Origin of the sequence: Paucilactobacillus wasatchensis, from assembly GCF_000876205.1 — a bacterium.
In the GTDB taxonomy this organism is placed as follows: domain Bacteria; phylum Bacillota; class Bacilli; order Lactobacillales; family Lactobacillaceae; genus Paucilactobacillus; species Paucilactobacillus wasatchensis.
In genome coordinates this window covers 1-16,216 of record NZ_AWTT01000006.1, presented here as the reverse complement: position 1 = coordinate 16,216, position 16,216 = coordinate 1, and the positions used below count along the sequence as shown (strand labels likewise).

Sequence of the window (16,216 nt, the reverse complement as noted above, 5' to 3'; positions counted from 1 at the left end):
TTATTGCTGGTCAAAAATAAAAAATGTTGGTAGACTTGTATTAGAAAATAGTTTTAGTTACTCTTAGACTTGTCTTTGACAAAGGAGGCCAACAAAATGGAAAAGTATCAAAAAATCATGGTCGGAATTGATGGTTCAGAACAATCGAAACTGGCATTAGAACGGGCGATTCAGTTAGCTAAACTGGCAGATGCCAATATCTTATTGGTCACTGTTCAAAATGATGCCAAGTTCGTGGCATTAGCTGGTGGTGCTAGTGCAACTTACCGGATGGATCCGGTGATGTTGGATGACTCACGTCAACAAATTCGGGACTTTTTAGAAAAGTGTACCGATGAAGTTAAACAAGCTGGGATTCCAGTAGACGCCAAGATTTATTATGGCGATTCTAAAACAGAGTTGGCCGAAGAATTACCAAAAAAAGAAAATGTTGATTTAATTGTACTAGGAGCCACTGGTTTGAATCGATTAGAGCGAGTGTTAATTGGGTCAAATACTAATTATGTGGTTCAAAATGCAAAATGTGATGTTGTGATTGTCAAAGACCCTGCTGATAACAAATAAACAAGTGCTGCTTTAATTTGAAACTGCCTTACGTTAAAATAAGGCAGTTTTTTTGTTGCAAAATCAGCTAATAATATACATTATCTGATGAATAATAGGCTAAATTGTGAATATAAGAAGAAAAATCTTGCATAAATATTAATTTTAGTGTAAAGTCAATCCATCAATTAAAAATTGGGTGAGGAGGAGCAAGATGAAAAAGACAATCCATTTGTGGTTAGCCATTATTTTAGTAGTGACGATTTTAGTCGGTAGTTTATCATTATTGGTGCCACAGCAAAATGTGCAAGCAGCACAAACAGACCAGTACTTACAAAGCATCAAGAAAAAGGGGTACATCACGGTGGGACTATCCGCGGATTATCCACCATATGAGTTCCATAAGACGATTAAAGGAAAAGATAAAATTGTCGGGTTCGATATCGATGTTGCCAAAAAAATTGCTAAGGATTTAGGGGTCAAACTGAGGATTGATGAAATGCAATTTGATAGTTTACTTGGCGCATTGAAAACTGGAAAAATTGATATGATCATTTCGGGCATGTCTAAAACGCCGGAACGGGCTAAAGAGGTAACTTTTTCGCATACGTATTTAGCCGCCAAGCAAAAAATTCTGATCCGGAAATCAGACGTTGATAAGTACAAGACAACAATGGATTTTAATAATGTTAGCGTGGGAGCGCAAAAACAAACAACACAAGAAGAATTAGCCCAGACGCAGCTAACGGGTTCTAAAGTAACTTCATTAGCTAAATTTACCGATTTAGTGTTGCAGTTAGAAAACAAGAAAATCGATGCGATTGTTGCTGAAGGACCAGTGGGGCAGGCGTACGTAGATCAAAATAAGAGTTTAACCCTCATTAATCCAGGATTCACTAATTCCATCAAAAATACGGCTGTTGCTTTGCCAAAAGATTCACCGGCATTGACGGCCAAAGTAAATCAATCAATTGATGAAATCAAATCGCAAAAATTAATGCCGAAATACCAAAAAGCGGCTAATAAGTTAATGTTTTCTAAACAAAGTTTTTTCAAGGAGTACGGCAGTTACTATGTTAAGGGGGCTTAGTTCACAGTTGCCCTGGCATTTATCGGCGTTGTGATTGGAACAATGTTGGGGACAGTACTAGCATTGCTGCGTCGTGGTAAGGTTAAAATTTTAAAGTGGCTTAGTGTTATTTACATTGAATACACGCGAGGCACGCCTTTGCTAGTTCAAGTTTTCATTGTTTTCTTCGGAACACAAGTTATTGGTTTGCATGTATCAGCGTTTGTTTCCAGTGCGCTTGCGATGGGATTAAACAGTGGCGCATATGTGGCCGAAATAATTCGTGGTGGTTTAAATTCAGTTGATAGTGGGCAAAATGAAGCGGCCCGTTCGCTGGGCTTAAATTCAGCGCTAGCCATGCGGCATGTTGTGTTACCACAGGCATTTAAGAATATCCTACCAGCGTTAGGGAATGAATTCATCGCAGTGATTAAGGAATCGTCGATTGTTTCGGTGGTTGGTGTTGGTGAATTGATGTTCCAAACTGGTGTGATTCAAGGTGCCAGTTTCAAGCCGTTTATTCCGTTAGTATTTGCTTCATTAATTTACTTTGTGCTTACCTTTGGCTTATCACGAATCTTAAGTCTAGTCGAAAAACGATACAATTTAAGCAGTCAATCGAATATTATTTAGATATTTTTGGAGTGTCGGGACGCATTGATTGATGCAGTCCCTTTCACTGTTACATTTGAGGAGGCTTTTTCAATTGGATAGTTCATATTTAACTAAGCGATACCAGCATCCAGAACCAAACATTTTGGCCGATATTGGCACGTTGGCGGCGACCACTAAAAATGCCATTGATTTGTCAATCGGTGATCCTGACTTTACGACACCGCAAGCCATTATTGAAGCATCATTTGCTAAAACTAAGCAGGGGATGACTCATTATACCGAAGCCAATGGTCTCCCTGAACTACGCCAAGCAATCGGGGATTATTATCAAACCAAATTTAATTTAGTTTTTACGATGCCGCAAATTAGGGTAACAGTGGGTGCTTCCCATGCATTATTTTTGGCGTTGGCCGTGTTGCTTAATCCTGGTGATGAAGTGATCGTGCCACAGCCTAGTTTCTCACCATATCCAGAAGAAGTGAAGGCTGCTGGTGGGGTGCCTGTGATTTTGGCTAATTCAGCTGAAAACGGCTTTGCAATTGATCCGAAAGCAGTTGAAAAACTGATCACGTCTCATACGAAAGCAGTGATCATTAATTCACCCAATAATCCAACGGGCAATGTCATGAGTAATAGTGAAGCCAAGCAATTAGCTGAGATTGCTAAACAACATCATATTTTTGTGTTAGCTGATGAGGTTTACTCTGACTATCTCATGCCCGGACAAAAATTTATTCCATTTGCGACTTTTGCACCTGAAAATACTGTAACGTTGGGTAGCATGTCGAAAAGCTATGCGATGACTGGCTGGCGGATCGGTTATTTACTTGGACCAGAATATTTGGTAACAGCCGCCAAGCTGGTTAATGAAGGCATCACCTATTCGGCACCGACACCATCGCAAAATGTCGCACTTTTTGCCATTACGCACGCAGATGAATTTATTCCTTCATTTGCCCAGGCATTTGCTGAACGATTGACATATATTAATGACCAGATTGCTGTAACTGATTGGTTGTCAGTTGCGCCAATTGAGGGTGGAATTTATGCGTTTGTTGATATTCGTAAAACCGGTCTTGGTTCAGTTGAGTTTGCGGAGCAATTATTACAACAAGCAGGTATAATTGTGGTACCGGGGCTGGCATTTGGACAAGCAGGTGAAGGATTTATTCGGATCGCCGCTACTCAGCCGTTAGAGACACTAAAATTAGCGTTTCAACGACTGCGGGAGTTAGATGTAACCAAATTGTCAAAGGAGTAACAAGAATGAAAATCATTATGTACAGTGTATTGGCAGAAGAAAAGCCATATATTGAGGCATGGGCGCAAAAAAATGGCCATGAGATCACACAAGTGACTGCGGATTTAACCGCAGCCACAGTTGAATTGGCACGGGGTTATGACGGTATTGATATTCAGCAAACAATTCCAACTAAGGATCCGGTCATCTATCAAAAATTAGCATCGTACGGTATTAAGCAAATTACCGCGCGAATGGTGGGCTATGAAATGCTAGATTTGAAATTGGCAACGGAGAATGGTTTGACCGTGACCAACATTCCGGCATATTCGCCCAGAGCGATTGCAGAATTAGGGGTGACCCAAGCAATGCGGTTGATTCGCCAATTAGGATATTTTGACCAACGAATGGCCAATGGTGATTTTACCTGGAATAACATGATTAGTCGCGAAATTCATGATTTGACAGTGGGAGTAATTGGGGCTGGTCACATTGGCGGTGCATCGGCGCAAATTTATACCGCATTGGGGGCAAAGGTGATTGCCACAGATCCGGTATATAATGTGGAATTGACGCCTTATTTAGAATATGTCGACTTAGATACTTTATTAAGCCAGGCTGACATTGTTACGATTCATACGCCATTAACGGCTGCAACAACTAACTTGATTAATGCCCAAACACTCCATCAAATGAAATCAACGGCCTATTTTATTAATATGGCTCGTGGTGGGTTGGTTGATACGGATGCACTAATTGATGCGTTACAGCAACATGAAATTGCTGGTGCGGCACTGGATACATTGGCTGACGAAAACTTATTTTTTGAACATCAGGTCAAGCCAGCACAGGTTCCGGCAGATTACAAAGTGTTGAAAGCAATGCCGAATGTTTTAATTACGCCCCACTCAGCTTTTTTCACAAATACCGCCATTAAGAATATCGTTGAGATTGGCTTGAATGATGTGGTGGCAATTGTGAATGGTGAGAAGAGTTTGCATGCATTAAATTAATCATTTTCGTTGGTGTTTTCTGGCAAAATTTTGTAGACTGTTATTTGGTAACTAAAATTTTGGAGTAAATACATGATTAATTTGATTGTTGGTCTATTAATTTTTTGTTTGGTTGGTTTGCTGGGCTTAATTATTTATCAACTGCAGCAGGCCAAAGCACCATTTGTAATCCGTGATAATTTTTTGGGTGGCGGAATTGGACTTGTGGCTGATTTTCTCGACACATTGGGTGTGGGCAGCTTCGTCACTACGACAACCTTGTTTCAAGTCACGAATTACTTAGACGACGAACGTAATTTACCAGGTACAATGAATGTCGCCCACGCAATTCCGACCATTACTGAAGCCCTGTTTTTTGTGACGGTGGTTAAAGTGGATATTACAACCTTGGTGGCAATGGTTCTGGCAGCAATTGTTGGCGCAGTGATTGGCAGCGAGGTTGTTGTTCGGTTGGATCAGGCGATGATTCAAAGAATAATGGCAATTGCTCTAATCGTGACTTCGATCCTAATGGCGATTAATAAAATGGGCTGGGTGTCGATTATTGCCATCCACAACAATGCGATGGGTTTGACCGGCTGGCTACTAGCAATCGGTGTAGGCGGCAATTTTATTTTGGGAATGTTAATGGCGGCCGGTGTGGGCCTGTATGCTCCTTGCATGGTGCTGGTTTACTTTCTTGGCCTTAAGCCAATTGCTGCATTTCCCATTATGATGCTATCGTGTGCTTTGCTAATGCCGGCTGTTAGCCTGAACTTTATGCGCACAAAACGGTATTCTTTGCGAGGCATGCTTGGGTTCATCATTGGCGGTATAATTGGGGTAGTAATCGCTGCTACTGTGGTCAAAAGTTTGCCGCTGGCAGTGTTAGGCTGGTTAATTGTAGCAGTGAGTTGTTGGACAGCCTATCAATTGTGGCGTAGTTCTGTCATTCAGTCTAAATAAATTAATAATCTAAAATAACCTAGGTTTGCTGTCGGAGGTGATTTTCCTCTGCCACTAAACTTAGGTTATTTTGAGTTATTTAAAAAGAATGCTGCTAAACTACGTATTGCTTGAATCGTTCTAAATCAACTTTAGACAATTCAACTTTTAACTTAGTGCCATTTGCTAAGTATTCAGTCTTAATAATGTTAGCCTGATCATTCAAAAATGAAACGACATCACCATTGGAAAATGGAATCAAAAGATCAGCAGTGACAAAGTTTTTAAACAGATGTTGTCGGATCAAATCAACCAACATTTGCAATGACTTTGGATCTTGTGCGGATAAGACGATTTGGTCATCGCCTTCGAGGGCGGGGTACTCGATTGTCAGTTTATCTGCTTTATTAAACACGTTAATCGTTGGAATATCTTTGATGCCAATTTCTGCCAGTGTGTCTGCAGTGGTTTGCATCATTTCTTTATAATGTGGGTCCGAATAATCAATTACTTGAATTAACAAGTCTGCCTGGGCTGCTTCGGCCAAAGTTGATTTAAATGCTTCAACTAGGTGGGTTGGCAGTTGGCTAACAAAGCCGACTGTATCACTCAGCAAAAACTGTTTGTTATCAGGTAATGTTAATTGCCGCACACTAGTATCAAGGGTGGCAAACAACATATCTTTTTCAAATACCTGTTTGTCATCATCAATGCCAAATAATTTGATTAAGCCGTTCATGATGGTTGATTTGCCAGCATTGGTGTAACCAACTAAAGCAGCATTAGGAATATCATTTTTATCTCGTTGTGCCCGCCGTGTCACCGCTGACTTATCGATTTCGTTTAGTTCAGCACGTAAATGTGAAATAGAATTCTTAATTGTTCGTCGATTCATTTCCAACTTGGTTTCACCAGCACCACGGTTGGTAAAACTACCGCCACCAGCCCCAGTTTGTTGGTCTAGTCGTTGATTAACGCTAGTTCGCAATCGTGGCAGACGGTATTGTAATTGTGCGATTTCAACTTGGAGTTTAGCTTCTTTAGTTTGTGCCCGTTGAGCAAAAATTTCCAGAATTAAAGCAGTACGGTCAATAATGCGTACCTTGGACTGTTCTTCTAGGTTGCGAATCTGACTAGGAGTCAGCTCATCGTTCACGACCACAGTATCGACTGCCAAAGAGGCAGCTAACTGGGTCAGTTCTTCAACTTTTCCCTTACCAAAATAAGTGGCTGGGTTTGGTCGTTCCAAGTTTTGAATCATTGTCTCTGCAACTGTCATTTGGTTGGCAGCCACCAGATTACCAAGTTCAGACATTGAATAATCGAAGTTGGCCTGATTATTATTTAAACCTGCAATAATCACAGGTTGGGTTGCTTGAGTAGTTTCCATATAAAGCTCCCTTCAGCTAGCTAAATATTTGATGGTAATGTTAATTGATTGAAAAAGTCGACTTTGGTATCCGTTGGAGTGAGACTTAAACGGGTGATACTGCCATTTTTAGGGGATGCCGAGGAGTCCATTTCAGGCGCAAAACGACTAATAATGGAGCGCAAAACGGTTCCGTGTGATGCTACCAAAACATTAGTTTCATCCGGTTGTTGGCGTAATCGCTCGAAACCACGATCTAGTCGTTGCCAGAAAGTGACGTTGTCTTCAGCAGTGCCATAGGGATCGGCATCATGAATCATGTCTCGTACTTTTTCCATGGAGAGACCCGCGATCATTTCGCTGATGGTGTTTAGCCCAAGTGGCCGTCCCAAAAAATCCCAGGTGTGGGCGCCATCCGCACCCTCGAAGTAGCCAAAAAACTCTTCGCGAAAGTCTGGGTCAGTGATTGGTTCGGTTAACGAGGAGGGGTTAGCAGCTAAAATGGTGCGTGCTGTGATCACCGCACGACTGGAATCGCTACTGAATGCGGCATCAAATTTAATTGGTTTGAGCACTTGTGCAGCACGTTTGGCATCCTCGAGCCCTTTTTTGGTTAGTGGTGCATCAGACCATCCCTGGATGCGGTTATATAGATTAAGGTAAGTTTGCCCATGACGAACAAAATAAACTTTAACAGCCATTTTAATTGAACTCCTTTATAAGAAACATATAATGAGTATCCTACTGTTAAGTTTACCATAGTTAGCGTTTAAAATGAGCGCGCATTAGTTAGTATTGAGGCGCCCCAAAGCCTCTCGAATGGCAGGTGCTTGTTCTTTGTTACCAGTAAAAATTAATTTATCGTTGAGTTGAATCAGAGTGTCACCAGTTGGTTTAATGAAGCGGCCATTTCTGTATATTTGGCTAATTGTAATGGCTGAGATAAAAGGTAAATTCCGAATTGAAGTGCCGGTGTAACGGCGATTTTTGACATTCACTTCGTAAATTGCTGCTTGGGTATTTTGAAGAATTTCAAAGGTTGATGGCACTTCGATCAAGCTCCGTAGTAAACTGATATTGATTTCAGGTGTGTTATAAACCTCTACACCAGCAGATGTTAGTTCATCTTCGGCTTCGTTTTTCAGAATGTTACGATCCTCAAACCGAGCAATGACACGTGGCACACCAAATTGTTTTGCTGCTAGCGCTAACCGATAATTTTTCATGGCGTCAAAATGCCCCAACACTAGAATATCGGTATTGAATACCTTTTGTGCGACGACTTCATCAGTTGTCAGACTGTCTAGTAGTTCAACGTGTGTTTCACTGTTAAATGCGTGGTAGTTCTTTTCTTTATCTGTGTACATCGTAATGTCATAGCTGTTTTGAGTTAATTGCTGAGCAACGGGGATGGTGGCAATGTTGGTGCCAATAAAATGAACGGTTAATTTGCGCTTATCTTCAGGTTCAGCCGTATACAGGTGATTAAATAGTAATGGTGCAATAACGCAGGTAATGACTGCGGCCAAAATAAAAGCACCTGATTGCTGGCTGGTAATGACGTGCATGTTGTTAGCTACTTTTAGTACTGCCAAAACAAGTGTAATAGTAGCCATGTTCAATGCCCCGCCAGCAAATGCATTTTGCTGTTTGAATCGTTGTTTTAAAATTAATGCTACGGCCAACTTGGCCACAATATAAGCGATAAAAAAGAGCGGAATTAAAATCACAGTTTTGGGATCAGACAGTAGTTTAGGAATGTTTAATGTGACTCCACTCATAATAAAGAAAATGGGAATGAGTAGACCGTAACCAAATGAATCAAGTTTGTCGCGGGTGTCTTCGTGTGGCTGAAGTAATTTCAGCACAATGCCGGCCAAGAAGGCGCCTAGGATGCTTTCGGCACCGACTGATTCAGCAATTGTCACTAAGGTGACGATTAAAAAGAAGGCCAACCGAATGTCTAGTTGTGTGGTTGATTTGTTGATGCGTTCAAAGAAACTAAAAAATGAACGAAATCGTTTAAACAAAATCAATGCAGCAATAAAGACCAATGAAATAAGCCACAGGGGATGTTGACTGCTGCCAAAAACAGATGCATAGACAGTTAATGCCATCATTGGCACGACTTCACCTAACACGGCAATTAATAGAAGGGTTTGACCATAGGCTTTGCTGAGTAATTCGCGTTCCTTCAACGTGGCAATGACAACGCCGAGACTGATCGTTGAAAATAAAATGGTTGCGAGCCAAATATCTGTAAACAACCCCGTGATTCTAAATAAAAATGCCAAGCCAAATGATAAAACCAGAATTGTGACATATGATTCAGTAGCAATTTGGACCGCAGATTTAGTCTTGCTGGCGTTACGAGCAGCCTCTTTTTCAAAATGATTTCGTGGTGCTTTTTGGCGTTGAAATAAGGAAAAATCAATTTCCATCCCACTCAAAAATAACAACACAATCACACCAATATCTGACAGCAAATTTAGTGAAGTGGAGGCGGTAACTAGTTTGAATCCGCTTTGACCTAGAACAATCCCAGTGATAATTTCTATGACGGCGGTCGGTAAAGCAGTTAGTTTGAACCGAGCCATGATGAGGGGAATCAATAAAGCTGCAAATAAAACAATTACGAGCGACAATTGTGCCATAAGTGAGCTCCTTTTTAAACACATTTAAAAAATAATCGCCATCAGTATAACAAACCTGATGACGATTAGTTAAATATTTCGAATGTCAGTTAAAGTAAATTGCGAGAAATAATGTGACGGCGAATTACTTTAAATAGCCAAATAGTCATTGCTGGAGCGATGGCAACCAGCGCAATGCCGAGAATAATTAAAGATAGATGACTTTGCACAAATGGAATCGTACCGAAGAAATAGCCAAGAGTACTACCAACGGTGACCCATAGTGCCACACCGAGTAGATTAGCTAGCATAAATCGATTTTGTTTAAATTTGGAGGTGCCAGCCACCAATGGGACAAACGTCCGCACGAGCGGCACAAAGCGGCCAAACACAACTGCTTTGATGCCGTGTCGTTGGAAAAATATTTCAGCTCGTTTCAAATTGTGACCGGCAAAATGGCGTTGAAAAAATGGCCAACGAAGCAAAAAATTACCAATGTGATAATTGACTGTGTCGCCCATGAATGCGGCTGAGAAGAAAACTAGAATTAACGCAAAAATATTAAGGTGGGAACCAGCCACTGCTGCTAGTGCACTGGTGACAAATACTAATGATTCACCTGGTAGCCACGGGAATACCACCAGCCCGGTTTCCATGAAGATCAAGACAAATAATACCACATAGCTCCAGGGACCGAGCCAGTTAAATAGTGGCAAGACCAAATCTTGAATATGAGTTAATGCATAGATTATTTGATCCAATGGGTTGACCTCCATTCTGATTACTAACTCTATTTTAGGTTCTTTAACGTAAAAAGACTAGTTTTTTGGCTAATTTTTAGCTTTTATTAAGTCCTTTTTGGCACAATCTTCATGATTGGATTGGAATATAGTTGGAGCGATCTGTATAACATGCTATAATTGTACAATTAATATCGACTAATTTGATGGAGGCAGACATTTGGCAGATTCAATTCGAGCATTTGAACAACAACATTTAGACGAAGTGATTGGCAAAGTTCGCGCAGCCGAAAAAAAGGCCCAAGGAAATGCTAGCACTGCCCAAAAAGAAGTTAAAAACATTAATGAGCAGTTTGCTGACATTCATGTTAATAGCGATTCTTATTCAGGCATGATGGATACGGCTATGTCCGTGCGCCAGCAGCAACAAATGCTGTCAGAACGGGAAAATAGTTGGCAACATGCCAATCGGCAGTTGCAGACGTTGCAAAGGCTTGAAAAAACACCATATTTTGCTCGGATTGATTTTCATGAAGAGGGCGAAAAAGCTGACGAAACAATCTACATCGGGCTTGCTTCGTTTACTGACCGACCAGACCATTTTTTGGTTTACGATTGGCGGGCACCAATTTCTAGTGTCTACTACGATGGTGGCTTGGGTGATATCAGTTATCAAACGCCAGATGGGATGCAACAGGTTAATGTCAAATTAAAACGCCAATTTCAAATTAAAGATGGTGTGATTGTCACGATTTTTGACACGGATGAAACCGTGGGTGACCAAATGCTGTTAGAGGCACTAGGCACTCATTCCGACACCAAAATGAAGAGCATCGTTACCACTATTCAGCAATCACAAAATAAAATTATTCGAAATACCAGCGCCGACTTGCTGTTTGTGCAAGGGGCTGCTGGCTCGGGTAAAACTGCCGCTGTGTTGCAACGGGTGGCGTGGTTACTCTATCGCTATCGTGGTAACCTAAATGCTGGTCAAGTTATTTTGTTTTCTCCTAATCAACTATTTAACGACTATATTAATCAAGTCTTGCCCGAATTAGGCGAGCAAAATATGGTTCAGATGACTTATTTTCAATATGCTAAACGTAGATTGCCAAGTATTACGGTCCAGACACTGCAAGAACGATTTGAAGCACAGCAAGATGCTACTACTAAAAAGATTGATAAATTAAAAACGGGGCTGGAGTTTTTTGAGGCAACTAAACGGTACAGCCGTCATCTTGAAAAGGCTGATATGCGGTTCCGTAACTTAATGTTCAATGGTGAGGTGTTTTTTGATCGCACCAAAATTGAAGAAATCTACTATTCATTTAACCTCAATTATCATTTGGGCAATCGCTTAGACGCGACCAAACAGGAATTAGTGAAAATGCTAAATCGACGGGTGAGTTCAGAAATGCGCGCCAAATGGGTTGAAGAACGTGTTCAATCATTGAGTAAACAAGAATTAGATGATTTATTCGGTGATCAGCCGCGCGAATTTGACTCCGCTGACAAAGAATTCAAATTTTTGGCTCGTCAAATTGTAATTCAAGCGTTTCGTCCGATTAAAAAAGCAATTGATCATAATCGCTGGCTAAATATTAATGCTCAATTTATTAATTTTATGAAGGCGGCCCCGCACTTGGTTAAGTTGGCGGAATATGGATTGACCACACAGCAATGGGAGCAGCAGGTTGAAACAACCTATCAACAGCTGAAGGATCGGCGATTGGATGCCGACGATGTTACTGTTTATTTATACTTGTACGATTTAATCACTGGCAAAAAAGGTGAACGCGATATGCGGTTTGTCTTCGTTGACGAGGTACAAGATTACGATGCCTATCAGCTCGCCTACTTACAATTTTGTTTTCCAAAAGCACGCTTTACTTTGCTAGGAGACCTAAACCAAGCTATTTTCACGAAGGAAAATAGTAAGCAACTATTAAATCAACTAGGGAACATGTTTGAACCTGATAAAACCGAGGTGGTCCAGCTGACCAAATCGTATCGTTCCACCAAACAGATCACTGATTTCACCAAGCACTTACTTAAAAACGGTGAGGCAATTGAAGCCTTTGAGCGAGTTGGCGACTTGCCAAGCGTAACTGTTAGCAACAATATGGATGCTGCCGTCACAACGTTAACAACAACTTTGAAAAAGTACCAGAGCGAGCATGATACAACGGCAATTATTGGCAAAACGTTGGCTGATAGTGAACAGTTATATCAATTGCTGCAGAAACAAGGCGTTAAAACTACATTAATTCGCACCGAAAACCAACGATTGGTTCCGGGAACGATTATTGTGCCATCATTTTTAGCCAAAGGACTAGAATTTGATGCGGTAGTGGTGTGGGACGCTAATCGCGAAAAATACGCGCATGAAGATGAACGTCAGTTACTCTACACAGTTTGCTCGCGGGCAATGCATGCATTGACGATTATTGGTGTTGGCTCGATGACACCATTGTTGGAGCAAGTGCCGAAGGATGAGTATGAACTGGTTTAAGATTAGATGAGACTAACAATGTAGTTTAAAAAAGCACATCCTGTGATGTGCTTTTTTGTATGCCAACTATTTAGGAAATACAGTTCGCTTTTCTGACGGGTAACTTTTAGGACTGACCTTTTTCTTATATGCAGCCGGAGTTGTATTCAGGCTCTTTTTAAATAGTCGAAATAACGAAGAACTATTTTTAAAGCCGATCACCTCACAAATTTCATCCATGCTGCAGTGCGTTTTAAGCATTAGATTTTGTGCCGCAGCCAGTCGGCGACGTTCGATCAATTCTTTAAATGTTTTGCCAGTTGTCTCTTTGATTTTATTGCCTAAATAGTTGGTGTTATAACCAAATTTTTGACTGACATTCTCCAGTGAAATGGTGGCAAAGTTTTCATCGATATATTTCACAATTGGTAAGAATTCATCGTTGGAGGTATCCGCAAAATTGATGGCCTCTTTTTCAATTGACTGTGACAGTTCGATTAACAAGGCAGACAAAATCAATTTCAACGATTGATTACGGCGCTTATCTTGACTGACACCCTTCAAAATTAAGCTCTCGATTAGTCGTGTACCGACTAAGTTTTTCGTCAAATTAAACAAAATGAAGTTATTGTGAATGGAATTTATTTTGGACGCATTGTACAAAAACTGGGTCACAATGTTAGCGGATTCCTCAATATAGTCAAATAGTTGATTAATAATCGAGTCATCTTTGAGTAAAATATTGACAAGCACATCATTTTCACCGGTATAGTCAATTCGCTGGACGATGTCTTTATCCATTAAAATTAGATCACCGGTGTGGAGCACTATTTTTTCGTCATTGATGTATTGGGTGCATGAACCTGAATACATGTAATTTAGTTCAATAAAATTATGCGTATGAGCAGGCACATAGGAAAAGCGATTATTTTTATTAACGGCGATATCGCCATCCTTAAAAAAATCCCAACGCGGCATTTGTGGGATCGGATGATTGATATAATCCAATTCCATAAAGTTAACATTACCACCGTATTTCTTTTGTTCTCGTTCAACATCATTTAACTGGAACAATATGTCGCGCAACCGTGCTGCCATTACAAAGGATCCTCCCAATAAGTTCTAATTGCATATCATTATAACATTAATTACCTGTGATTTTGCAATACTATCCATGTGGAGCAGATATTGTTGACCATTTAGTAAGCGGTTACAATTACAGTGTACCTATTATTAAGAGGAGGTTTCAAGTTATGCAAAATGGTGATGTAAATCAGTCACAAGTTAGACGTTATATGCCGCTGGCTGTCGCTGCTGGGATTGGGTCTATCTTGGGTTCTGGTATTATTGTTGGATTATCGGCCACAATTACTGTGTGGCAAACGGGATTAGGATTATCAAATACACAGGTTGGTATTATTTCAGGTGCGTTGACTTTTGCAATTGCATTCGGGTCTTTACTTGCAGGTCAAATCACTAAAACAGTTGGTCTTATTCGAGCTTTTAACTGGCTTAATTTGATTTATGCAATTGGAGCTATTATTTGTGTTTTATCAGGCAGTTACGCAATTTTATTGGTCGGTGTGATTATCACTGGGTTTGCCTCTGGTGCTGATCTGCCAATTAGTATGACGGTAGTATCACATGATGCACCTGATGAGAGTACTTCCGCTAGTTTGGTATCATCGACTCAAATTTTCTGGCAAATTGGTGTATTTATGTCATATGTTGGTGCATTTGTGGTTTCAAAGATGGCAGGCGCTTCAGGTGCGCGAGTTGTCTTCACAATGTTAGCCGCTTTTGCAATTATCACTTGGCTTTGGCGTTCACTTTCAAGCAAATTTAGAGAGTTCCATAAAGAAGGGGAACAACGCCGAATTGACCATGAAAATGAAGCTCATCTTCAAGAAAAAGTTTCAATTAAAAATGTCTTTCTTGGTGAAAACCGCAGCAAATACATGGGCTTTTTCTTTGCCATTATCATTTTCTACGTTTGCTGGAACTTATTAGCCAACACGTTTGGTCAGTTCCAAACATTTACACTTGTGCAAGCACATGCTAGTCAGAGCTTTGCTACTGGTGCTGGGGTTATCCTGAATTTGATTTCATTATTTGCCACGATTGCCTTTGCTTCGGTTGCAGGTGGCAAGTATCGTAATAAGATGTTCGTGTTCGGTTCACTGGTTCAAATTTTGGCCATGCTAGGTCTTGCTATCAGCAGCCATGCACTGTGGCCAATTGTCTTTGCCATTGGTTTTTATAACATTGGTAATAACACCGCTGGTGAAGCAATGTATAAGGTATGGACACAAGAGTCATTTCCAGTTGAAGTTCGGGCATCCGTTCAAGGATTTATCAATGGATTTTCACGAATTTGCTGTGGATTGTTTGCCATTATCACACCATCATTAGTTGTTCCATCAGCTATTCGGACGACGATGTATGGCTTTGCTGGTTTGGTAACGATCGGCTTTATTTCTGGCATTGTGATGATGCGGTTGCAAAAAAAGCACGGTCTAAATCAACACTAGTTTTACGCATATTAGGGAAAGTGAGAGACAAAAATGGCATTTACATTTCAAATTAATGATGACGTTAAATTTGAACATAACGAAAAACTATTAGACAAATCAACCAGCTATCGCCCTACAATTAAGCAACATGTGGTTCAGGCTAACGCGATTGTTGAACTTGAATCAAACGATACATTATTAGATGGTGTGGGCACCAAAAAAATTGCCGATATCACAGAATTAGAAACAGTGAAGTTAAAAAGAGATGGCAAGGTCATCTTAGATTTTGGTGACCATCAGGTTGGTCAGTTCAGTATCAATGTAAATTCAGTTGGTTCACCAATGGATGCACCATTATTTCTTAAGTTAAAATTTGCTGAGATGCCAACTGAGCTAGCTCGTAAGAGTGAAGATTATGATGGCTGGCTGAGTAAATCATGGATTCAAGAAGAGTATGTTCATTTGGACGTATTACCTGCTAAGTTGGAATTGCCAAGACGTTACAGTTTCCGGTACGTTGAAATTACTGTCGAAGATACTTCGCCCAAGTGGCAAGCGGTATTTAGTAGTCCAACTGTCACAACGACAACGTCTGCTGATAGTGCTAAATTAGTGCAACCACAGTTGGATGATCCTGAATTAAAACGAATTTACCAGGTCGGACTTAAAACACTGGAAGATTGCATGCAGGATGTTTTCGAAGACGGTCCTAAACGCGACCGTCGTTTGTGGATTGGTGACTTACGGTTGCAAGCCCTAGCCAATTATCAAACGTTTAAAAATACTGATCTGGTTAAACGGTGTCTGTATTTATTTGGTGCTATGCCGACTGATGATGGCCGGGTGCCAGCTAATGTATTCATCAAGCCTGAATATACGCCAGATGATACGTTCTTATTTGATTATAGTTTGTTCTTTGTTTCGATTTTGTCAGACTTTGAAGCATTCAAGTTTGATCAGGAAGTTTTGGCTGATATGTATCCGGTTGCCAAAAAACAAATCGATGTTGCGCTGGCAAAGGTAGATGAACACGGACAATTAGTGCTTGATGATGCCTATCCTGTCT

At 40.6% G+C, this 16,216-nt stretch carries 12 protein-coding genes and 1 pseudogene; 8 read left to right on the top strand and 5 right to left on the bottom strand.

What is annotated here, in order from left to right; genetic code table 11:
- Positions 1-96 precede the first annotated feature (96 nt).
- The 5 genes and pseudogenes from WDC_RS01945 (at position 97) to WDC_RS01925 (ending at position 5,425) form a co-directional block, all read left to right on the top strand.
- Positions 97-564 carry a universal stress protein gene (locus tag WDC_RS01945; protein ID WP_044010135.1) on the top strand — a complete coding sequence of 156 codons (468 nt, stop codon included), beginning with the start codon at positions 97-99 and terminating at the stop codon, positions 562-564.
- A 193-nt stretch (positions 565-757) separates the two neighbouring features.
- Positions 758-2,245: pseudogene (locus WDC_RS01940) on the top strand (ABC transporter substrate-binding protein/permease).
- Between the two features lie 73 nt (positions 2,246-2,318).
- On the top strand, positions 2,319-3,488 hold the full coding sequence (locus WDC_RS01935; protein ID WP_044010134.1) for an aminotransferase class I/II-fold pyridoxal phosphate-dependent enzyme: 1,170 nt from the start codon (positions 2,319-2,321) through the stop codon (positions 3,486-3,488).
- A gap of 5 nt (positions 3,489-3,493) precedes the next feature.
- Positions 3,494-4,480, top strand: a complete 987-nt coding sequence (locus WDC_RS01930; RefSeq protein ID WP_044010133.1) for a D-2-hydroxyacid dehydrogenase — start codon at positions 3,494-3,496, stop codon at positions 4,478-4,480.
- A gap of 72 nt (positions 4,481-4,552) precedes the next feature.
- On the top strand, positions 4,553-5,425 hold the full coding sequence (locus WDC_RS01925) for a TSUP family transporter (RefSeq protein ID WP_044010132.1): 873 nt from the start codon (positions 4,553-4,555) through the stop codon (positions 5,423-5,425).
- Between the two features lie 94 nt (positions 5,426-5,519).
- On the opposite strand, the gene hflX is transcribed toward WDC_RS01925, so the two are convergent.
- The 4 genes from hflX to WDC_RS01905 all read right to left on the bottom strand — a co-directional run bounded on the left by hflX (position 5,520) and on the right by WDC_RS01905 (position 10,167).
- On the bottom strand, positions 5,520-6,794 hold the full coding sequence (gene hflX, locus WDC_RS01920; RefSeq protein ID WP_044010131.1) for a GTPase HflX: 1,275 nt from the start codon (positions 6,792-6,794) through the stop codon (positions 5,520-5,522).
- A 20-nt stretch (positions 6,795-6,814) separates the two neighbouring features.
- Positions 6,815-7,474 carry a histidine phosphatase family protein gene (locus WDC_RS01915; RefSeq protein WP_044010130.1) on the bottom strand — a complete coding sequence of 220 codons (660 nt, stop codon included), beginning with the start codon at positions 7,472-7,474 and terminating at the stop codon, positions 6,815-6,817.
- Between the two features lie 84 nt (positions 7,475-7,558).
- Positions 7,559-9,427: a cation:proton antiporter family protein gene (locus WDC_RS01910; protein WP_044010129.1), complete on the bottom strand. Its 1,869-nt coding sequence runs from the start codon at positions 9,425-9,427 to the stop codon at positions 7,559-7,561.
- 89 nt (positions 9,428-9,516) lie between these two features.
- Positions 9,517-10,167 carry a VTT domain-containing protein gene (locus WDC_RS01905; protein ID WP_156126982.1) on the bottom strand — a complete coding sequence of 217 codons (651 nt, stop codon included), beginning with the start codon at positions 10,165-10,167 and terminating at the stop codon, positions 9,517-9,519.
- 199 nt (positions 10,168-10,366) lie between these two features.
- Here WDC_RS01905 and helD point away from each other — a divergent pair, with 199 nt between their 5' ends.
- The gene (helD, locus tag WDC_RS01900) at positions 10,367-12,658 is read left to right on the top strand and encodes an RNA polymerase recycling motor HelD (RefSeq protein ID WP_044010127.1); all 2,292 of its coding nucleotides are present in this window, start codon (positions 10,367-10,369) and stop codon (positions 12,656-12,658) included.
- A gap of 66 nt (positions 12,659-12,724) precedes the next feature.
- On the opposite strand, the gene WDC_RS01895 is transcribed toward helD, so the two are convergent.
- Positions 12,725-13,735 carry an AraC family transcriptional regulator gene (locus WDC_RS01895; protein WP_044010126.1) on the bottom strand — a complete coding sequence of 337 codons (1,011 nt, stop codon included), beginning with the start codon at positions 13,733-13,735 and terminating at the stop codon, positions 12,725-12,727.
- A gap of 155 nt (positions 13,736-13,890) precedes the next feature.
- On the opposite strand from WDC_RS01895, the gene WDC_RS01890 reads away from it, so the two are divergent.
- Both WDC_RS01890 and WDC_RS01885 read left to right on the top strand, forming a co-directional pair.
- Positions 13,891-15,168 (top strand): MFS transporter, encoded by a 1,278-nt coding sequence (locus WDC_RS01890; protein ID WP_044010125.1) that lies wholly within the window; start codon positions 13,891-13,893, stop codon positions 15,166-15,168.
- 33 nt (positions 15,169-15,201) lie between these two features.
- On the top strand, positions 15,202-16,216 hold a 1,015-nt coding region (locus WDC_RS01885; protein WP_044010124.1), incomplete at its 3' end, for an alpha-L-rhamnosidase-related protein.